Origin of the sequence: Novosphingobium sp. AP12 (genome assembly GCF_000281975.1) — a bacterium.
In the GTDB taxonomy this organism is placed as follows: domain Bacteria; phylum Pseudomonadota; class Alphaproteobacteria; order Sphingomonadales; family Sphingomonadaceae; genus Novosphingobium.
This window is the reverse complement of the sequence record NZ_AKKE01000085.1, coordinates 1-18,230: the sequence shown is the minus strand read 5'-3', so window position 1 is coordinate 18,230 and position 18,230 is coordinate 1. Positions and strand designations below refer to the sequence as shown.

Here is an 18,230-nt window from a genome sequence, read left to right as displayed (position 1 = left end):
AAGGCGCCCCCCTACTCGATTGGGCGATGCGCGTCAGCCGGCGTGGAGCACGCTGTCCGGGCTGATCCACAAGGTGCGCGGGCGGCGGTGGGCGATCAGCCATTCGCCATCCTCGCGTGCCAGGCGGTCGACGTAGAAGCCGTTGTGGTCGAGCCCCGAGGCGCTGGTGACCATCCAGTAGGTTCGCGCGGTTGCTTCGTCCGGGCCGGTGAAATCGACGTGGCAGGTGGTCAGGTGGTGGCTGACGAAACCGGGGCCGCCGCCCGCAGGCGCGGGGATCACCGAAGGCGCTTTCATCCAGGCGCGGATCGCCTCGCGGCCGGAGATCGTCTCGTGCTGCAGCGCCAGGACGCCGTCCGCCGCATAGCACTGCGCATAGGCGTCGCCCTTGCGCGCATCGCCGGCCTGCGTGCAGCGAGCGAGGAGCTGGCGGATTTCCGCCAGCGCGTGGACTTCCTCTCCCGTCATTTCAGCGTTTCCAGATAGTCGATGATCGCCTTGCGCTTCGCCGGGTCGGACACCGGGATCACCATCTTCGTGCCCGGGACCATCTTCATCGGACCCTTGAGCCATGTGTCGAGGCTGGCACGGTCCCATACGATGCCCGAGTTCTTCAGCGCCGGGCTGAAATTGTAGCCCGGCACCTCACCCGCCTTCGATCCGACGATCCCCGCCAAGGTCGGCCCGATCCCGTTCTGCCCGGCTTGCGTCGAATGGCACGAGCGGCAGACCATGAACGCCGGCGGCGCCGGGTCGGTCATCGCCGAGGACGTCGCCGGGGCAGGCGAGGCGCTGGGGGTGGCAGCGTCGTCCGGAGCACTGCCGCCGCAGGCCGCGAGCAGGGCGGTCAGTGGAAGGGCCAGCACCATTACCTTGCGGGTCGTCGTCATGAGGGGACATCTCCTTGCCTGCGCGGGGTAATATACAAGGCCGATGAAGGGAAGAAGACCTGGGGCCGCCGTCCCGGACAGATCGAATATCGCCGCCGGGCGCGTGTCCCCTACGGTAAAGGGGCTGGAGGCGACGGACCCAGGTCTTTGCCCTTCCTTCTCAGGAATCGCTTCCATGCCCGGCGCCAAACCCCTATCGCGCGCCACAAATGCGGGAGAGCCACAAGATCCATCCGTTCCGTGCCGAACTCGGCGCCACCCTGCGGCTTGCGGGGCCGCTGGCGCTGGCGAACATGCTGCAGATGGCGGTCTTCGCGATCGACGTGATCTTCGTGGCGCGACTGGGGCAGGAGTCGCTCGCGGCGTCGAGCCTTGCCGTTGCCATCGTTGCGGTGGTGATGATGGGGCTGAACGGCGTGACCGGCGCGGTCGCCCCGCTGATCGCCGCGGAGATCGGGCGCCGCCGTAATTCGGTGCGCGAGGTGCGCCGCTCCACGCGCATGGCGCTGTGGCTGGCGGTGCTGCTGGGCCTCGTCGCCGTGGCGATATGTTTCGCGGGCGAGATGATCATGCTGGCGACGGGGCAGGACCCGCACGTCGTCCAGCTTTCCGGCGGCTTCATCCGCATCGTCTCGCTGGCGCTGGTGCCGATGGCGATCTCCAACGTGCTGCGCACTTTCGTCTCGGCGCTAGGCCGCCCGGTCTTCGCGACGGCGATCACGGCGCTGGCGATCCTGGTGAACGCGCTGGGCAACTACGCGCTGGTGTTCGGTCACTTCGGCCTGCCCGCGCTGGGCCTCGATGGGTCGGCGAGCGCGAGCGTCATCACTGCCTGCGTCACCGTGCTCGCCTATGTCGTGGCGATCCGCACCGACCGCCAACTGCGCCGCTTCCACGTATTCGGCCGCTGGTGGCGGCCCGAGTGGAGCCGCCTGCGCCAGATGCTCAGCCTCGGCCTGCCGATCTCCGCGACGCTGATTGCCGAGGGCGGGCTGTTCAGCGGCGCCGCCTTCCTGATGGGCCGCGTCGGTGAGGCGGAACTGGCCGCGCACACCGTGGCGCTGCAGATCGCCGCCTTCGCCTTCCAGGTCCCATTCGGCATCGGCCAGGCCGCGACGATTCGTGTCGGCTACCATTACGGCGCGGGTGACAAGGACGCGATCGGCCGCGCGGGATGGGCCGCGATCGCGATCGGCATGGCCTTCGTCTGCGTTTCCGCGCTCGCGATGCTGGCGTTCCCCCGCCTTGTGCTGTCGGCCTATGTCGACGTTTCCGCGCCCGAGAACGCGCTGATGGTGAGCCTCGCGCTGCAGTACCTGTTCGTCGCCGCCGTGTTCCAGCTGACCGACGGGCTGCAGGCGGTCGCCGCCGGGGTCCTGCGCGGCGTGCAGGACACGCGGGTCCCCGCCGTGATCGCCATCGTCGGTTACTGGGCGGCGGGCTTCGCGACTTCGGTGGCGCTGGGGCTCTACACCCCCCTGCGCGGCGTCGGCGTATGGATCGGCCTCGCGGTCGGCCTGACCGTGGCGGCGGTGCTGCTGCTGGCGCGCTGGCACTGGCGCGGGCGGTTCCGCCTGATCCCCGAGTCGGGGCATCCGCCGGTCTCCGCGCCCGTGGTCCACGCTGTCATCGCCTAGTCATCGGGCCGGCCCATCTTCCTTCGATACCGCTTCGGCGCGAAGCCGGACTGGGACTAAATTTTTCTGCTAGGTCCCGCTTGACGCCTCCCCGGGGTCGGACCATATCCAGCGCCGTTGGCACTCCCATCAGGCGAGTGCCAACCCAAATTTCAGTTCGTTGGATATTAGGGAGAACCCCAATGACTTTCCGCCCGCTGCACGACCGTGTTCTCGTGCGCCGCGTCGAGGCCGAAGAAAAGACGGCCGGCGGCATCATCATCCCCGACAGCGCCAAGGAAAAGCCGGCTGAGGGCGAAATCGTCTCCGTCGGTACCGGCGCCCGCGCCGAGAACGGCACGATCACCCCGCTCGACGTCAAGGTCGGCGACCGCGTCCTGTTCGGCAAGTGGTCGGGCACCGAGGTCAAGGTCGGCGGTGAAGACCTGCTGATCATGAAGGAATCGGACATCCTCGGAGTGATCGGCTGAGCCGATTGCGCAGATCCTGATGACAATCAGGATCGTGATGTTCCTTCACGACCTATCTGGGCGCTGACCCGCCCGCGATCCCAGCTTTCGCTGGGATGACGAACCAAAAGGAATTCTACAATGGCAGCCAAGGAAGTACGCTTTTCGCGTGACGCTCGCGAGCGCATTCTCGCCGGTGTCGACATCCTCGCCAACGCCGTCAAGGTGACGCTGGGCCCCAAGGGCCGCAACGTCGTCATCGACAAGAGCTTCGGCGCCCCGCGCATCACCAAGGACGGCGTCACCGTCGCCAAGGAAATCGAACTCAAGGACAAGTTCGAGAACATGGGCGCGCAGATGCTGCGCGAAGTGGCCTCGAAGGCCAACGACAAGGCCGGCGACGGCACCACCACCGCGACCGTTCTCGCCCAGGCGATCGTTCGCGAAGGCATGAAGTCGGTTGCCGCCGGCATCAACCCGATGGACCTCAAGCGCGGCATCGATCTCGCGGTCATCAAGGTCGTCGAGAACCTCAAGGCGCGTTCGACCCCGGTCGCCGGTTCGGCCGAAATCGCCCAGGTCGGCATCATCTCCGCCAACGGTGACGTGGAAGTCGGCGAGAAGATCGCCGAAGCCATGGAAAAGGTCGGCAAGGAAGGCGTCATCACCGTCGAGGAGGCCAAGGGCCTCGAATTCGAACTCGACGTCGTCGAGGGCATGCAGTTCGACCGTGGTTACCTGTCGCCCTACTTCGTGACCAACCCCGAGAAGATGACCGTCGAGCTCGAGAACCCCTACATCCTCATCCACGAGAAGAAGCTGTCGTCGCTCCAGGCGCTGCTTCCGATCCTGGAAGCCGTGGTGCAGTCGGGTCGTCCGCTCCTCATCATCGCCGAGGACATCGAAGGCGAGGCTCTCGCCACGCTCGTCGTCAACAAGCTGCGTGGCGGCCTGAAGATCGCAGCCGTCAAGGCTCCGGGCTTCGGCGATCGCCGCAAGGCCATGCTGGGCGACATCGCCACGCTGACCGCTGGCGAGATGATCTCGGAAGACCTCGGCATCAAGCTGGAGAGCGTCACGCTCGGCATGCTGGGTGAAGCCAAGAAGGTCACCATCGACAAGGACAACACCACGATCGTCGATGGTGCCGGTTCGCACGACGAGATCAAGGCCCGCGTCGAGCAGATCCGTTCGCAGATCGAAGTCACCACTTCGGACTACGACCGCGAGAAGCTCCAGGAGCGTCTTGCGAAGCTGGCCGGCGGCGTTGCCGTCATCAAGGTCGGCGGCGCTTCGGAAGTCGAAGTCAAGGAGCGCAAGGACCGCGTCGACGACGCTCTCCACGCGACCCGCGCTGCGGTTGAAGAAGGCATCGTCCCCGGCGGCGGTACGGCTCTGCTGTACGCAACGCGCGCTCTCGACGGCCTGACCGGCGCCAACGAAGACCAGACCCGCGGCATCGACATCATTCGCAAGGCGATCACCGCGCCTGTGAAGCAGATCGCCGAGAACGCCGGCAGCGACGGCGCTGTCGTCGCCGGTAAGCTGCTCGACGGCACCGACGAGCAGATCGGCTTCAACGCCGCGACCGACGTCTACGAAAACCTGAAGGCCGCCGGCGTCATCGACCCCACCAAGGTCGTGCGCACCGCGCTCCAGGATGCGGCTTCGGTCGCCGGCCTGCTGATCACCACGGAAGCGGCGATCGTCGACCGTCCGGAAGACAAGCCCGCGATGCCCCCGATGGGTGGCGGCATGGGCGGCATGGGCGACATGGGCTTCTAAGAAGCACCATGGCGCGCGCGGGGAACTGAACCTCCCCGCACCAGCCGGTCTACGAATGCAGGGGGCCGGGAGCAGCGATGCTTCCGGCCTCTTCATTTTGCGCAGAGCGTCGGGGAACTGGCCGGTCCGCTGAATCGCCAGAATCGTTCATCTGCGTGAAAGGAACGTGCGATTCCGGGAAATTACCGCACAATCCATGCGCTTCGTCGCTAGTCAGTGGCGTTTTGTCGCCGTGCCGTTAACCGCTTAGGAACTTGGACAACATAAGGTGGGGACTGCATGACCGGGGCAGACCGTCTTCTCGCACGGTGCCGTAGTGGCGCTGGACGCTTTCTTGCCGTGGCGGCGCTGACCGCTGCCGCCGCCTTCTTGCCGCAGGCCGCTCAGGCTCAGAAGATCCAGCCGATGGTCTCGCCCGTCGGCGCGCCCGTGTCGCGCGCGACCGACCAGGTGGTCGAGATCCAGAACAGCTTCGACGACCTGTTCGGCACCGAGCAGCGCGGCCCCCGCGCCTATTCCTCGCCGTTCGGCCAGCAGCTTGCCGCCGTAGCCAATGCCTCGCAGGGCCGCATCGGCGTCGCCGCGATGGACCTGTCCAGCGGCCGCATGGTCGACGTGCTGGGCAACCAGCGCTTCCCGATGGCCAGCACCAGTAAGATCGCCATTGCCGCGACCTTCCTCGAAGGCGTGGACAAGGGCAAGTGGAGCCTTTCCAGCGAATTCCCGCTGATGGTCCCGGTCGGCTCGGCGCCGTTCTCCAGCGCCATCGCGCCGGTCCGCGCGGGCGAGTACATGACCGCCTCGCGCCTGATCGAGCTGATGATCACCCGCTCCAACAACTACGCGACCGACGCCCTGCTCAAGGTCGTGGGCGGTCCCAAGGCGGTCAACGCCTGGGTCGAGCGCGCCGGTATCGACGACTGGCACATCGACCGCGACATCGCCACGCTCGTGCGCGACGATGGCGCCATCGACCCGGCCCGCGTGGTCGACAACCGCGACAGCGCCACGCCCTACGCCATGGTCAAGCTGCTCTCGGGCATCTACCAGGGCAAGTGGCTGAGCCCGTCGAGCCGCGGCGTCATCATGGGCGCCATGAGCCGCTGCGTCACCGGCAAGCGCCGCATCGCCGCAGGGCTTCCGGCGGACGCCAGCATCTCGCACAAGACCGGTTCGCTGAACAACACGTCGAGCGACGTGGGCATCATCCAGACCCCGGACGGACGGGTCTTCGCCGTCGCCATCTACGTGACGGGGCAGGGCGGACGCCCTGGCCGCGAAGCCCGCATCGCCAGCATCGCCCGCACGATCTACAACGGCTACCTCGCCGAAGGACCGACGCGCACCGCCGCGCGCTGACCTTGCGGCAGGTCACGCCGGGTGTTGGACCCGGTACAAAAAAGGGGGCCGCGTGGCCCCCTTTTTCGTTGTCGCAGATCCGAAGATCAGTTGGTGTGCGGGTTGCCGTCGGTGTGGTCGTCGAGTTCCTTGGCGACGTCGTTGGCGGCCTTCTCGGCATCGTTGGCGATATCGTCGGTGGTCTTCTCGGCGCTGGCGGCGGCGTCCTTGGCGGCATCGCCGGTGTCGTCCGCGGCTTCCGAAGCCTTGTCGCCGACCTTGCCGAGCGCGTCGCCCACGTCGGTGGCGGTGGCGGACAGGTCGTCACCGGCCGACGATGCGGCGGCTTCGGTCGCGTCCTGGGTCTTTTCCGAGCAGGCGCCCAGCGACATGGCGGTCACGGCGGCTGCGGCGGCGAAAACGATCTTGCGCATAATTGTGTGTATCCCTCTTAGCTGCGATAAACTCGTCGGCGAACGCCGCGAGAGCCTCGTTGTCGGGCTCCCGCCGTGGGTACGAGGCGCCGCGCGCCGTTTCAAGCGCCCCGCAGAAACTCCTGCGAAGATGCACGGTTCCTGCACAGGCGAGATTTGCCGGGCAATGACTGGGCTGCTGACGTGCCCGCCTCGCGCTGCTAGGGATCGGTCATGGATCCCAAGCAGCACCTCTATCTCGTCGACGGCTCGGCCTACATCTTCCGCGCCTATCACCGCCTGCCGCCGCTCACCAACCCGGAAGGGACGCCGGTGGGCGCGGTCTACGGCTACACGACGATGCTCTGGAAGCTGGCCGAAGACCTCAACAAGGCCGACGGCCCGACCCACCTCGCGGTGATCCTCGATGCGTCGAGCAAGTCGTTCCGCAACGACATCTACGACCAGTACAAGGCCAACCGCCCGCCACCGCCCGAGGACCTGCTCCCCCAGTTCCCGCTGATCCGCGACGCCACCCGCGCCTTCTCGCTGCCCTGTATCGAGGAACTGGGCTACGAGGCGGACGACCTCATCGCTTCCTACGCCCGCGCGGCCACCGCGATCGGCTGGGATGTGACGATCGTCTCCTCCGACAAGGACCTCATGCAACTGGTCGGAAAGTGCGGCATCGGCGGCGGCTGCGTCGACATGCTCGACACCATGAAGAACCAGCGCATCGACATTCCCGAAGTCCTCGAGAAGTTCGGCGTCGCGCCCGAGAAGGTCGGCGACGTGCTGGCGCTGATGGGCGATTCGGTCGACAACGTGCCCGGCGTCTTCGGCGTCGGCCCCAAGACCGCGTCGAAGCTGATCCAGGACTACGGCGACCTCGAATCGGCGCTGGCCGCCGCGCCGTCGATGAAGAAGTCCAAGCTGCAGGAGCGCCTGATCGAGCAAGCCGACCAGGCGCGGCTTTCCAAGGTCCTCGTCACGCTCAAGGAAGACTGCGCGCTGCCGATGCCGCTCGACGCGTTCAAGCTCGACGCGATCCCGCCCGAGCCGCTGGCCGCGTTCCTCGGCCGCCACGGCTTCACCAGCCTGCTGAAGCGCCTCGATGGCGGCACCGGCAGTCCCGAGCGCGCGACCCAGCTGAACCCGGCCAAGGCAGTCCCCGCCGGAGCCGCCGCGCCCGCCGGCGAAGGCGCCGCGCGCCAGCCATTGCCCGAATGGCCGGCCATCGACCGCGACGCCTACGAGTGCGTGACCACCGAGGCGCAGCTGGACGAGTGGATCGCCCGCGCCGCGGCCGCCCGCCTCGTCGCCATCGACACCGAGACGTCCGCTCTCGACGCGATGCGCGCGGATCTCGCGGGCATCAGCCTCGCGGTGGGACCCAACCAGGCGTGCTACATCCCGCTCGGCCACGGCGGCACCGACATGTTCGCCGAGAAGCCCGAGCAGGTCCCGCTCGCCAATGCCATCGCCCGCCTCAAGCCGCTGCTGGAAAGCGACGCGGTCCTGAAGGTCGGCCAGAACATCAAGTACGACCTCAACGTCCTCGCCCGCCACGGCATCCACGTCGCGCCGGTGGACGACACCATGATCATCAGCTTCTGCATGGACGCGGGCCGCTCGCTCGACGGGATCGGCGGCGGGCACGGCATGGACGAGCTTTCCGAGCGGCACCTCGGGCACACCACGCTGACCTTCAAGGACATCTGCGGCACCGGCAAGAAGGCGATCCCCTTCGGTGAAGTCCCGCTCGACCGCGCGACCCAGTACGCCGCCGAGGACGCCGACGTGACCTGGCGCCTGCACAGCCACCTCAAGCCGCGCCTGTCCTACGAGAGCGGCACGCGCATCTACGAGCGGGTCGATCGCCCGCTGATCCCGGTCGTGGCGCAGATGGAACGCCACGGCATCCGCGTCGACCGCGAGAAGCTGGCCGGGCTCTCCAGCCAGTTCGCCGAGGCGATCGGCGCGCTGGAGGCGGAGATCTTCGAGAAGGTCGGCCAGTCGTTCACCATCGGCAGCCCCAAGCAGCTGGGCGACATCCTGTTCGACAAGCTCGGCTACAAGGGCGGCAAGAAGGGCAAGAGCGGCCAGTACTCCACCGATCAGTCGATCCTCGAGGGGCTGGCGGCGCAGGGCGCGGAAGTGGCCACCAAGGTGCTCGAATGGCGCCAGCTCTCCAAGCTGCGCTCGACCTATACCGAGGCGCTGCAGGCGGCGATCAACCCGGCGACGAGCCGCGTCCACACCAGCTACTCGCTGGTGGGCGCGCAGACCGGCCGCCTGTCCTCGACCGACCCGAATCTCCAGAACATCCCGATCCGCACCGAGATCGGCCGCCAGATCCGCGACTGCTTCGTCGCCGAGCCGGGCAACGTCCTGCTCTCGGCCGACTATTCGCAGATCGAGCTGCGCCTCGCCGCGCACATGGCCGACGTGCCGAGCCTCAAGGAGGCCTTTGCCGAAGGCGAGGACATCCACTCGCGCACGGCGATGGAGATGTTCGGGGTGGTCGACCGCGACACGCGCGGGCGGGCCAAGACGATCAACTTCGCGATCCTCTACGGCATCTCGCGCTGGGGCCTGGGCGGACGCCTCGGTGTTCCCGCGGATGAGGCGCAGGCGATGATCGACCGCTACTTCGAGCGCTTCCCAGGCATCCAGCGCTACATTCACGAGACGCTCGAGAGCGTGCGCGCCAAGGGTTATTCGGAGACGCTGTTCGGCCGCAAGACCTGGTTCCCGCGCGTCAATTCCAAGAACCAGGCCGAGCGCCAGGGCTCCGAGCGCGCGGCGATCAATGCGCCGATCCAGGGCACCAGCGCCGACATCATCAAGCGCGCCATGGTCCGCATGAGCCCGGCATTGGCGGCGGCGGGCCTCGGCCATGTGCGAATGCTGCTGCAGGTCCACGACGAACTCGTCTTCGAACTGCCCGAGGGTGATGCCGAGGCCGCAGCGCCGGTGATCCGGCAGGTCATGGCCGAGGCGGCGCTACCTGCTGTCAGCCTAGACGTGCCGCTGGGCGTGGAGATCGGCTTCGGGCTGAGCTGGGGTGCAGCGCACTAAGGAATGATGCGTGGCCCCCGGTACAGCCGGGGGCCGGGATCCGCCGCGCCGACTGATTCCCGCGACAATCCGCGTTGGGCAAGGAACCTGCTGCGCTGCAGCATCGTTCAGCCCCCATGATCGACCTCATCGAGCGCTACATCACCGGTCTTCCAGACTGGGCCGAGCGACCGTTGGTGGCAGTGCTGGCCGCGCTGCTGGGCACGGTGATCGCGCTGGTGGTCCACGCGGTGCTGTTCCGCGTGCTGGGCCGCATCGCGCGGGCCAGTGCCAGCGACTCGGACGACATCGTCGTCAACCGGCTGGAACGGCCGACTCGCTGGGCCTTCGTCGCCTTCGGCATCGTCTTCGCCGCGCGCGAGACGCCGGCGCTGGAGGCAGTCTGGTCGCGCTTCTCGGGCTTCGTCATGCCGCTCCTGACCGGCTGGATCGCGATCGCCGTCTTGCGGGCTTTCGTCGAAGCCATGATCGTGCGCGCGGACATCACGGTCGAAAACAACCGCAACGCCCGCCGCCGCCGCACCCGCCTGTCGATCTTCGCGCGCATCGGCACGTTCCTCATCGTGTTCCTGACGATCGCCGGCATGCTCGCCTCGATACCCGGCGTGCGCGAGGTCGGCGTGACGCTGATGGCCTCGGCGGGCGTCGCCGCGCTGGCGGTCGGCGCGGCCGCTCAGCCGGCGCTGAAGGCGCTGATCGCGGGCTTTCAGATGGCCATGACCGAGCCGATCTCGATCGACGACGTCATCATCCTCGACGGCGAGTGGGGGCGGATCGAGGATATCCGCACCACGTACGTCGTCGTGCGCCTGTGGGACGACCGCCGCCTGGTCGTGCCGTCCAACCGCTTCCTCGAGGACACCTTCCAGAACTGGACCAAGACCACCTCGCAGTTGCTGGGCACGGTGTTTCTCTATCTTGACCACGCGGTCGACATCGCCCCGATCCGCGAGGAATACACCCGCCAGATCACCGCGCACCGTCTGTGGGACAAGCGCGCGCAGATCCTGCAGGTCACCGACTGCCGCGACGCGACGCTGGAAGTGCGCCTGCTGATGAGCGCGCGCGACGGGCCGATCCTGTTCGACCTGCGTGCCGAAATCCGCGAATCGATGATGGACTGGATCCGCCGCGAGATGCCCGAGGCGCTCGCCCGCCGCCGGGAGGTGCAGGTCGAGCCGATGCAGCTTGCCGCCGCGCCCTCGATGATCGAGGCCATGGGGGGAGGCACCTCCTCGAGCGGCGCGGCCGGTACGCCGCACTGACCTGCCACGAGAATTGCTGGGTTTAATTGCGCGCCTGTGCTATGGATAAGTCCGCTGACGTCGAATTTTGCGACGGTTTTCGGCAATATTGGGACTTTGCGCCGGAATAGACTTCCTGCAATTCCTCCTTCTTGCGACGATTTCCTTTCACTAGACGACTTGACGCACGACCGTCGCCGCAGCTCGCGCGCGGCGGAAATACCGTTTCTTGAAAGGAAACAACATGCCGACAGGCGTCGTGAAATTCTTTAACACCGACAAGGGCTTCGGCTTCATTTCTCCCGAAGACGGCGGTGACGACAGCTTCGTGCACATCTCGGCCGTGCAGAACGCAGGCATGCGCACCCTCGAAAAGGACCAGCGCGTTTCCTACGAAGTCGAAGTGGGCCGCAACGGCAAGGCTTCGGCCGTCAACCTGCGCGAGGCCTGACGCGGGTATTCCGAAAGGCGGCATCCTGCCGCCTTTCGGTTTCACGTCCTCGCCGGGAGACCCAGGTATGTCATTCAGCCGTGAATTCTGTGATGGCCGCGCTGTAGAGGCGGCGGAAGCCGCGTCCAACGCCAAGCTCGACAACGTCCGCGACCGCGAACTGCGGTCCGAAGCCGCATGGCGCGCCATGTCCGACCGCATCCGCCAGACCGAAGAGGCGCGTACCGCGCGCGAGGCCGCGCGCGTGACGGAAGATTCGGAAGCCTCCGACAGCGCCTAGCTGCCGGAGATAGCTGCCGCGGGGGCAGCTTTCAGCTAAAAACGGGAGAGGGGGCCGGCCGCAGCGAGCGGTCCGAGACACTCCAGGCGCAGGCCATCGCCGCGCCGAACCTGAGGCGATTGCGCTCGATGCGCAGCGCCATGTCTGCCGCCTGGTCCATCAGGTCGGCACGTCGGTCCACATCCGGCGTCTGCGACGCTTTGAACAGGACCGTCTGGTGGGCGGCATAGATCTTGTTGAGATCGATGGCGGATGTTCCTTGCATGAGGGAAAGCTCCCAGCGGGAGCCCCGGATATGGAAAAGGCTCCCCGCAGGGAGCCCTGGAGGCCCTTTCCCGGCCTTGGCGCGGGAAAGGGGTGTATCCTCTGGTCGGCCTTCTTTTTCAGTCCACCATATCGGCGACCAGGTGACGAAGGTCTTCCCTGGTCAGGAGGCCCGGGCTGGTATCACGCATCGAAGCGGGAAGGCCGGCATGGCGCTCGAACATGGTGGAAACGAAGGTGTTGGTCTTGGAGCGGCTGGTTCCGCCCGTGATCGTGGTATGCATATATTCCTGTAATCGCGGCCCCTGGCCGCTTCTGGTCTATCGTCTGAAATTGCCGCGTCGCTGACCCGGACCAGCCTGGCCCGGCGTCCTTTCGCGAAACACGATGCGACCCTTGGTGAGGTCGTAGGGCGTCATTTCGACGTGGACGCGGTCGCCGACCACCGAGCGGATGCGGAATTTGCGCATCTTGCCGGCGGTGTAGGCGATGATCTTGTGTTCGTTGTCGAGCAGTACGGCGAAACGCCCATCGGGGAGGATTTCCTCGATGTAGCCTTCCATCGTCAGCAGTTCTTCCTTGGCCAAAGTCTTCAGTTCCGAAAAAATGCGGTGGCTCTCCGCCGGCCGATGCTCTGAAGCAAACGGCAAGCCTTGAAGCCAAGCAGCTAGAAAAGGGAGGCGAGGCCGCTGGTCGCGGCTGCACAACTGTCCCGTCGCAGGCGACGCAGCACGACGCATATAGTACAGGGTGCGGAAAATTGCAACTTCCTAGCGTGTTGCTTCTGCACGCGCGAAGTCGGCGCAAGCAGCGGCCTAGCCAGACCGGCCGAAGTGGCGTATGCTCGGGCCATTGCCGAGACGTTTTTTGCACATCGGCGACTGAGAGACCCAACGAGCTCCCGCACGCAGGAGCACCGTCCATGGACCTCAACCAGCTTCTCTTCCATCATCAGGTTGCCCTGATCCGGGACTCGGCGCAAGCCATCGACGTGCCCGCGCCCTCGCGCTTCGACCTCGTCGTTCATTACGAGCGGCGAATCGGGCGGCTGCGCCATGAAATGGGCGTCGCCCGTTATCCGGCTTCGGCGTGATGCGCTTTGCCGACACGCTGGATCGCGGTCGGCGCGGAGCTCCGGTAATGGGCGGGCGGCAATGGGAAGCCTGCCCGCGCACCTCGGATCGCTGCCGCCGGCGCGACGAGGTCTGGCGCCTCGCCTTCCTGCTGCTTGGCGGGCGGCGCGCGGCGGCAGATTTCCTGAATCGTCCGCTTCCGGGCGTCACGGAGACGCCATTGGCGACCGCCATGCGTTCAGCACTGGGGCAGCTGCAAGTCAGCCTGCTCATCCGCCGCTTCGCGGCCAAGGCCCATTCTCCCTTCCCTTCCTGAGGATACCGCATGACAGGCCCAGAAGACGACAGCCAAGACGAAGTCGCCGAGACCAAGCCCCGGCGCACGCACTTCCGCCGATCCGACCGGCCCAAGCTCACTCCCGACGCCGCCGGACGGCAGGGCCGCGTGACCAAGCTGGCGCTCGAAGCGCTCGGAAAGGACGAGGCGATCGCCTACCTCAATCTCGACAGCGCCAAGCTCGGCGGCAGGCCGCTGGATCTCGCCACGGGTTCGGCCGACGGGCTGAAGCAGGTGGAACTCGACATCGCCTCGCGCACGGCCGGCGCCGCCGCATAGCGCGCACGGCTATAAGAAAGGCCCGGCCGCATCGCTGCGCCGGGCCTTCCTTTGTTGCTGGGTCGTGGAGCCTCAGTCGCCGTGCTTGCGCTCGCGGGTGGGGGCCACCATGCCGGGGGCGATGAAGCCGATCGGCGTCACTTCCATGGCGCGCTTTTTGAGTTCACCCTTCATGCGGATGTACTCCTCCTCCATTTCCTCGGTCACCGTGGCGCGGCTGTCCTCGAGAGCGTCCTCGAAGTCCGCAGCCGTGACCTGATCCACCGCCGCCCCGCGCTTGCGGATGGCGACGAGGCCGGCGCGGCGGACCACGTCTTCCAGGTCGGCGCCGGTGAAGCGCTCGGTGCGTGCCGCGATCGACGCCAGCGAGACGTCATCCGCCAGCGGCATCTTGCTGGTGTGGATGCCCAGGATGTGCTCGCGCCCGGCGGCGTCGGGGGTGCCAACGTAGACCAGTTCGTCGAAGCGGCCCGGGCGCAGCAACGCCGGATCGACCAGCGCCGGACGGTTGGTGGCGCCGATCAGCACGACCGACTGCAGCTCCTCCATCCCGTCCATCTCGGCGAGGATGGTGTTGACCACGCGGCTGGTGACCTGCGGTTCGCCGCCGCCCCCGCCCATGCCGCGCGCGGGCACGAGGCTGTCGATCTCGTCGATGAACACCACGCAGGGGGCGACCTGGCGGGCGCGGGCGAAGAGCCGGGCGATCTGCTGCTCGCTCTCGCCGTACCACTTGCTGAGGAGGTCCGACGACTTGATCGAGATGAAGTTCGCCTCGGCCTCCTTGGCGACGGCCTTGGCGAGCAGCGTCTTGCCGGTGCCCGGAGGCCCGTAGAGCAGGAAGCCCTTGGCCGGGCGGATGCCCAGCTTGTGGAACGCCTCGGGGTTCTTCAGCGGCAGTTCAACGCCTTCCTTGAGCTTGAGCTGCGCCTCGTCGAGCCCGCCGATATCCGACCAGCCGATGTTGGGCACCTGCACCATGACTTCGCGCATGGCCGAGGGCTGGACGCGCTTGAGGGCGGCCAGGAAGTCCTCGCGCAGGACCTGGAGGCTTTCCAGGACTTCGTTGGGGATCGTGCGCGCTTCAAGGTCGAGCTTGGGCATGATCCGGCGCACCGCCTCGATCGCCGCCTCGCGGGCGAGGGCGGCAAGGTCGGCGCCGACGAAGCCGTGCGTGGTGCGCGCCAGTTCGCCCAGGTCCACGCGGTCGCCCAGCGGCATGCCGCGCGTGTGGATGCCCAGGATTTCGCGGCGGCCCTTCTCGTCCGGGACGCCGATGACGATCTCGCGGTCGAAGCGGCCGGGACGGCGCAGTGCCTCGTCGATTGCGTCGGGCCGGTTGGTGGCGGCGATGACGACGACGTGGGCGCGGCTGTTGAGGCCGTCCATCAGCGTCAGCAGCTGCGCGACGAGGCGCTTTTCCGCCTCGCCGTGGACCTGGTCGCGCTTGGGGGCGATCGAATCGATCTCGTCGATGAAGACGATCGCGGGCGCGGCCTTGGTCGCTTCCTCGAAGATCTCGCGCAGGTGCTTCTCGCTCTCGCCGTAGCCCGAGCCCATGATCTCGGGCCCGTTGATCGAGAAGAAGCTGGCCTCGCTCTCGTTGGCGACGGCCTGCGCGAGGCGCGTCTTGCCGGTGCCCGGCGGGCCGTGGAGCAGCACGCCCTTGGGCGGGGCGACGCCGAGGCGGGTGAACAGTTCGGGGTAGCGCAGCGGCAGTTCGACCATCTCGCGCAGTTGGCGGATCGTGTCGCCCATGCCGCCGACGTCGTCGTAGTTGACGTCGCCGCGTGCGTCGTGCGCCTCCTCGAAGGTCTCGCGCAGTTCCACCTCGGTGTTTTCGTCGATGTGGACGATGCCGCGCGGGGTGGTGGAGACGACGTTGAGGCGGATCTGCGTCAGCGCATAGGCGGGCGCGTTGAACATCCGGCGCAGCTGCGGCGGGATGTCCGCGACCTGCTGCTGTCCGGCGGTGGCGACGAGGTCGCCTTGGACCATCGGCCGGCCAAAGAAGTTGCGCTTGAGCGCCACTGCCGGCCCCTGCAGGCGCATGTCCTTCTGCGCGGGCGCGAAGACCACGCGCTGGGCGGGGCGCGATTCGGCCTTGCGCACGACCACATGGTCGCCCGAGCCGACTTCGGCATTGCCGCGCTGGAGCCCGTCGAGGCGGATGACCTCGAGGCCCTCGTCCTCGTCGTAGGCGAGCACGGCGCGCGCCACGGTGACAGCCTTGCCGGTGATCTCCAGCACGTCGCCTTCCAGTGCGCCTATTTCGGACAGCGCGGCGCGCGAGAGGCGGGCGATTCCCTGGCCGCTCTCTTCCTGACGGGCCGCTGCGACCTGCAGCTTGACCGTGCGCTCGTCTGTCCTGGTGTCCGTATCCGCCATCGCGCTTCCCTTCTTCGATCCCGTTCCCGATGGCCTTGCGCGTGAAGCGCGGCTCGTTCGGGCGGCGAGATCGGAAGCTAGGTATCGCTCCGAGTGATTTCAAACAGCCCGACACGGGGAGCAACTGTCGCCGGCATGGCGGGTTCCCCGATTCGCGAGGGAGCAAGGCGGGCGCAATGCGAAACGGCTTCAGCATCTGCCTGTTTTTTAGGCACACTGCACAGCGGCGCAGAAATGCCGCTCCAGCATTCGCCTGCCCAAATTTTAGGCAAAAAAATGGCCCGATCGTTGCCGACCGGGCCTTGGAAGTTTTGGGAGAGGATGCCTGAAAGGCACTGTCTGTATGACCCGACTCGGCTTATTGTGCAAGTGCGAAGTGGCATCCTTTGATTGCAAAAATCACAATCAAAGTTGCATAATGCTGCACGAAGCGCCGAAATTTGCGGAATTCCTCAACAATCCCGCCTTGTATGATAATGAACGGCCGTTCAGGTCCGGGCGCATCGCAGCTGCGTTCCCTACCGCCAGAGCGATGCGCGCAAACCTTTGCTTGCTGCACTGCGCCATTTGCTTGTCGTGCTTAGTATCGGATGTGCAACGGGAATTCAGGCAGAAACAATTCCGCCGTCATCCGGCGAGGGCGGAAGCAGGAACCTGCATCAATGCGCGAGCAGCAGCGCCGGAGCGCTCTCGGAATCGAGGAAATGGGCCGTCACCCCGCCGAACAGGAACTCACGCATCCGGCTCTTTCCGTAGGCGCCCATGACCAGCAGTTCGGCGTGAGCCTGAGTGACCGCGATGGCGAGGGTCTGTTCGGTCGAATCGCGGCGCTCGTGTTCCTCGAACGCGGCGCCGATGCCGTGGCGGGCAAGGTAGCGCAGCGCTTCGGTCGCGGGGAAGCCGCCCTTCTTCTCGATCACGGAGAGCAGCGTGACGGAATGGCAGGTGGCGAGCAGCGGCACCGCGCCGCGCAGCGCTGCGGCCGATTGCTCGCCGCCGTCCCACGCAACGCAGGCGTGGCGGACCGGCACGTCGAGCGCCTTGTCGTCCGCCAGCGCCAGGATCGGCGTGCGCGAGGTGAGGGCGAGATCGCCCGCGAGGCCGCCCGAGCGAGACACCACGACAAGGTCCGCCAGCCGCGCGGCATGGGCTAGCGCGGTGACCGGCTCATCCTCGCAGCGGATGACGTCGAAGGCGACCCCGCTACCGGCCAGCTGTGTCTCGACGGCGGCGGCAACGGCGTCGTCCACCTCGCGCGCCTGGTCGAGCGCGTCGGACATCACGTAGCTACCGCCCATCGGGTCCATCGCGATGTAACGCGAGACCGGTGTGTCGACGAGCACGGTGACGTGGCCGTCGGAGCGGCGGGCGATGTCGGCGGCGGTCCTGATGCGGGCCTGCGTGCCGGGCTTGCGGTCGGCGTTCACGAGTATCGAGCGCATGGTCTGTCTCCCATATGAGCGGCCTGGGGCCGGGGCCCTGCGCGTGCCGGTTCCATGACCGGGATCAAACGCGGGCGCGGGGGGCGCCGTTTGCGCAGGAGTCATGGGAGAAACGAGCGGCAGGCGGGGCGGTTGCAGCCGGACATATGCGGTAACATTTGCGCGACTCGTCGTCCCGGCCTTCGCTGGGATGACGTCAATCCTTCAAGGGATCGATCGTCAGCCGCGATGCCCGCGCGAAGAGGTCGAGGATCACCGGGTCGCGTTCCCTCGTGCGGATCGCGGCTTCAAAATGTACGCCCTGCGCCGGTCGCGGCAGCACTTCGCGCAAGGTCCCGGCGAGCAGGTGGCCTCGCACCATCGTCTCCGGCAGCACCGCGGCCCCCTGGCCGCTGGCGACGATCTCTATGAGAGTGCGCACGTTGTTGCAGGTGTGAAGCGCGCGCGGGGCGATGGCGTGGGCCTCCAGCGTCTCGTGGGTGACGGCATGCAGCGGCGAGTGATCGGGCAGCGACCATACCGGCAGCGGCTTTGCGAAGCCCCCCGCCTCCGCCACTTCGGCACCCGCCGCCCAGACCAGCTCCACCGAGCCGATCGGCGCGGTGCGCATGCCGGGGCTGGCGACGGGTCCGGCGAGGAACACGATGTCGCGCGTGCCCGCTAGCAGCTGCGCCAGCAGGGGCGCGGTGAGATCGATCTCGATTTCCATGGCGACGCCGGGGCGGTCGCGCTCGATCGCCTGGATGAAGGCGGGCAGGCAGCTTGCCGCGGCGATCTCGCCAGAGCCGATGCGCACGGCGGCGGTGGCGCCCGCGAAGTCGCTCGCCTCCAGCAGCACCTGTTCGAGCCCGTGGTAGAGCGGCTCCCTCGCCTGCACCA

At 67.0% G+C, this 18,230-nt stretch carries 20 protein-coding genes; 11 read left to right on the top strand and 9 right to left on the bottom strand.

Annotation, left to right across the window (positions count from 1 at the left end):
* Positions 1-33 precede the first annotated feature (33 nt).
* Positions 34-468 (bottom strand): nuclear transport factor 2 family protein, encoded by a 435-nt coding sequence (locus tag PMI02_RS13980; RefSeq protein ID WP_007683761.1) that lies wholly within the window; start codon positions 466-468, stop codon positions 34-36.
* Positions 465-890 carry a cytochrome c family protein gene (locus PMI02_RS13975; protein WP_007683759.1) on the bottom strand — a complete coding sequence of 142 codons (426 nt, stop codon included), beginning with the start codon at positions 888-890 and terminating at the stop codon, positions 465-467. Before PMI02_RS13975 ends, PMI02_RS13980 begins: the two co-directional genes overlap by 4 nt.
* Positions 891-1,099: 209 nt before the next feature.
* On the opposite strand from PMI02_RS13975, the gene PMI02_RS13970 reads away from it, so the two are divergent.
* From PMI02_RS13970 to PMI02_RS13955, 4 genes are all read left to right on the top strand, one after another.
* Positions 1,100-2,527 carry an MATE family efflux transporter gene (locus tag PMI02_RS13970; RefSeq protein WP_007683757.1) on the top strand — a complete coding sequence of 476 codons (1,428 nt, stop codon included), beginning with the start codon at positions 1,100-1,102 and terminating at the stop codon, positions 2,525-2,527.
* 182 nt (positions 2,528-2,709) lie between these two features.
* Complete coding sequence (gene groES / locus PMI02_RS13965; protein ID WP_007683755.1) at positions 2,710-2,997, top strand: co-chaperone GroES; 288 nt, start codon at positions 2,710-2,712, stop codon at positions 2,995-2,997.
* Positions 2,998-3,117: 120 nt separating this feature from the next.
* Positions 3,118-4,761 carry a chaperonin GroEL gene (gene groL / locus PMI02_RS13960; protein WP_007683753.1) on the top strand — a complete coding sequence of 548 codons (1,644 nt, stop codon included), beginning with the start codon at positions 3,118-3,120 and terminating at the stop codon, positions 4,759-4,761.
* 279 nt (positions 4,762-5,040) lie between these two features.
* Positions 5,041-6,120 carry a serine hydrolase gene (locus PMI02_RS13955; protein WP_007683751.1) on the top strand — a complete coding sequence of 360 codons (1,080 nt, stop codon included), beginning with the start codon at positions 5,041-5,043 and terminating at the stop codon, positions 6,118-6,120.
* Positions 6,121-6,206: 86 nt separating this feature from the next.
* Here the strand turns inward: PMI02_RS13955 and PMI02_RS13950 are convergent, their stop codons facing one another.
* A complete protein-coding gene (locus PMI02_RS13950) occupies positions 6,207-6,533 on the bottom strand; it encodes a hypothetical protein (RefSeq protein ID WP_007683750.1) in 327 nt (108 codons plus the stop codon).
* Between the two features lie 213 nt (positions 6,534-6,746).
* On the opposite strand from PMI02_RS13950, the gene polA reads away from it, so the two are divergent.
* From polA to PMI02_RS13930, 4 genes are all read left to right on the top strand, one after another.
* Positions 6,747-9,593, top strand: a complete 2,847-nt coding sequence (gene polA / locus PMI02_RS13945; protein WP_007683747.1) for a DNA polymerase I — start codon at positions 6,747-6,749, stop codon at positions 9,591-9,593.
* A gap of 116 nt (positions 9,594-9,709) precedes the next feature.
* The gene (locus tag PMI02_RS13940) at positions 9,710-10,858 is read left to right on the top strand and encodes a mechanosensitive ion channel family protein (RefSeq protein WP_007683745.1); all 1,149 of its coding nucleotides are present in this window, start codon (positions 9,710-9,712) and stop codon (positions 10,856-10,858) included.
* A gap of 223 nt (positions 10,859-11,081) precedes the next feature.
* Positions 11,082-11,288, top strand: coding sequence for a cold-shock protein (locus PMI02_RS13935; RefSeq protein WP_007683743.1), 207 nt, complete (start codon positions 11,082-11,084; stop codon positions 11,286-11,288).
* 67 nt (positions 11,289-11,355) lie between these two features.
* Entirely contained in the window at positions 11,356-11,568 is a 213-nt protein-coding gene (locus PMI02_RS13930) for a hypothetical protein (protein ID WP_007683741.1), read from the top strand.
* Positions 11,569-11,599: 31 nt separating this feature from the next.
* On the opposite strand, the gene PMI02_RS13925 is transcribed toward PMI02_RS13930, so the two are convergent.
* From PMI02_RS13925 to infA, 3 genes are all read right to left on the bottom strand, one after another.
* Positions 11,600-11,833: a hypothetical protein gene (locus PMI02_RS13925; protein WP_007683739.1), complete on the bottom strand. Its 234-nt coding sequence runs from the start codon at positions 11,831-11,833 to the stop codon at positions 11,600-11,602.
* A 118-nt stretch (positions 11,834-11,951) separates the two neighbouring features.
* Positions 11,952-12,116 carry a hypothetical protein gene (locus tag PMI02_RS27145; protein WP_007683738.1) on the bottom strand — a complete coding sequence of 55 codons (165 nt, stop codon included), beginning with the start codon at positions 12,114-12,116 and terminating at the stop codon, positions 11,952-11,954.
* Positions 12,117-12,152: 36 nt separating this feature from the next.
* On the bottom strand, positions 12,153-12,419 hold the full coding sequence (infA, locus tag PMI02_RS13920) for a translation initiation factor IF-1 (protein WP_007683736.1): 267 nt from the start codon (positions 12,417-12,419) through the stop codon (positions 12,153-12,155).
* A gap of 335 nt (positions 12,420-12,754) precedes the next feature.
* Here infA and PMI02_RS27605 point away from each other — a divergent pair, with 335 nt between their 5' ends.
* From PMI02_RS27605 to PMI02_RS13910, 3 genes are read left to right on the top strand one after another with little or no spacing between them, the layout of a single operon-like run.
* On the top strand, positions 12,755-12,925 hold the full coding sequence (locus tag PMI02_RS27605; RefSeq protein WP_007683733.1) for a hypothetical protein: 171 nt from the start codon (positions 12,755-12,757) through the stop codon (positions 12,923-12,925).
* On the top strand, positions 12,925-13,221 hold the full coding sequence (locus tag PMI02_RS13915; protein ID WP_036503846.1) for a hypothetical protein: 297 nt from the start codon (positions 12,925-12,927) through the stop codon (positions 13,219-13,221). The genes PMI02_RS27605 and PMI02_RS13915 overlap by 1 nt, the downstream gene beginning before the upstream one ends.
* A 9-nt stretch (positions 13,222-13,230) precedes the next feature.
* A complete protein-coding gene (locus PMI02_RS13910; protein ID WP_007683729.1) occupies positions 13,231-13,521 on the top strand; it encodes a hypothetical protein in 291 nt (96 codons plus the stop codon).
* 72 nt (positions 13,522-13,593) lie between these two features.
* Here PMI02_RS13910 and PMI02_RS13905 read toward each other — a convergent pair whose 3' ends face one another.
* From PMI02_RS13905 to PMI02_RS13895, 3 genes are all read right to left on the bottom strand, one after another.
* Complete coding sequence (locus tag PMI02_RS13905) at positions 13,594-15,909, bottom strand: CDC48 family AAA ATPase (protein ID WP_007683727.1); 2,316 nt, start codon at positions 15,907-15,909, stop codon at positions 13,594-13,596.
* 659 nt (positions 15,910-16,568) lie between these two features.
* Entirely contained in the window at positions 16,569-17,351 is a 783-nt protein-coding gene (locus PMI02_RS13900; RefSeq protein ID WP_007683725.1) for a universal stress protein, read from the bottom strand.
* A gap of 196 nt (positions 17,352-17,547) precedes the next feature.
* Positions 17,548-18,230, bottom strand: a 683-nt coding sequence (locus PMI02_RS13895) for a substrate-binding domain-containing protein (protein WP_036503842.1), incomplete at its 5' end; no start/stop codon positions are given.

Coding starts and splice junctions, on each gene's coding strand:
- PMI02_RS13910 (WP_007683729.1), top strand. CDS start 13,231: ATGACAGGCCCAGAAGACGACAGCCAAGACGAAGTCGCCGAGACCAAG.
- PMI02_RS13955 (WP_007683751.1), top strand. CDS start 5,041: ATGACCGGGGCAGACCGTCTTCTCGCACGGTGCCGTAGTGGCGCTGGA.
- groL (WP_007683753.1), top strand. CDS start 3,118: ATGGCAGCCAAGGAAGTACGCTTTTCGCGTGACGCTCGCGAGCGCATT.
- PMI02_RS13905 (WP_007683727.1), bottom strand. CDS start 15,909: ATGGCGGATACGGACACCAGGACAGACGAGCGCACGGTCAAGCTGCAG.
- PMI02_RS13915 (WP_036503846.1), top strand. CDS start 12,925: ATGCGCTTTGCCGACACGCTGGATCGCGGTCGGCGCGGAGCTCCGGTA.
- polA (WP_007683747.1), top strand. CDS start 6,747: ATGGATCCCAAGCAGCACCTCTATCTCGTCGACGGCTCGGCCTACATC.
- groES (WP_007683755.1), top strand. CDS start 2,710: ATGACTTTCCGCCCGCTGCACGACCGTGTTCTCGTGCGCCGCGTCGAG.
- PMI02_RS13925 (WP_007683739.1), bottom strand. CDS start 11,833: ATGCAAGGAACATCCGCCATCGATCTCAACAAGATCTATGCCGCCCAC.
- PMI02_RS13980 (WP_007683761.1), bottom strand. CDS start 468: ATGACGGGAGAGGAAGTCCACGCGCTGGCGGAAATCCGCCAGCTCCTC.
- PMI02_RS27605 (WP_007683733.1), top strand. CDS start 12,755: ATGGACCTCAACCAGCTTCTCTTCCATCATCAGGTTGCCCTGATCCGG.
- PMI02_RS13940 (WP_007683745.1), top strand. CDS start 9,710: ATGATCGACCTCATCGAGCGCTACATCACCGGTCTTCCAGACTGGGCC.
- PMI02_RS13930 (WP_007683741.1), top strand. CDS start 11,356: ATGTCATTCAGCCGTGAATTCTGTGATGGCCGCGCTGTAGAGGCGGCG.
- PMI02_RS13935 (WP_007683743.1), top strand. CDS start 11,082: ATGCCGACAGGCGTCGTGAAATTCTTTAACACCGACAAGGGCTTCGGC.
- PMI02_RS13975 (WP_007683759.1), bottom strand. CDS start 890: ATGACGACGACCCGCAAGGTAATGGTGCTGGCCCTTCCACTGACCGCC.
- PMI02_RS13970 (WP_007683757.1), top strand. CDS start 1,100: ATGCGGGAGAGCCACAAGATCCATCCGTTCCGTGCCGAACTCGGCGCC.
- PMI02_RS13950 (WP_007683750.1), bottom strand. CDS start 6,533: ATGCGCAAGATCGTTTTCGCCGCCGCAGCCGCCGTGACCGCCATGTCG.
- PMI02_RS27145 (WP_007683738.1), bottom strand. CDS start 12,116: ATGCATACCACGATCACGGGCGGAACCAGCCGCTCCAAGACCAACACC.
- PMI02_RS13900 (WP_007683725.1), bottom strand. CDS start 17,351: ATGCGCTCGATACTCGTGAACGCCGACCGCAAGCCCGGCACGCAGGCC.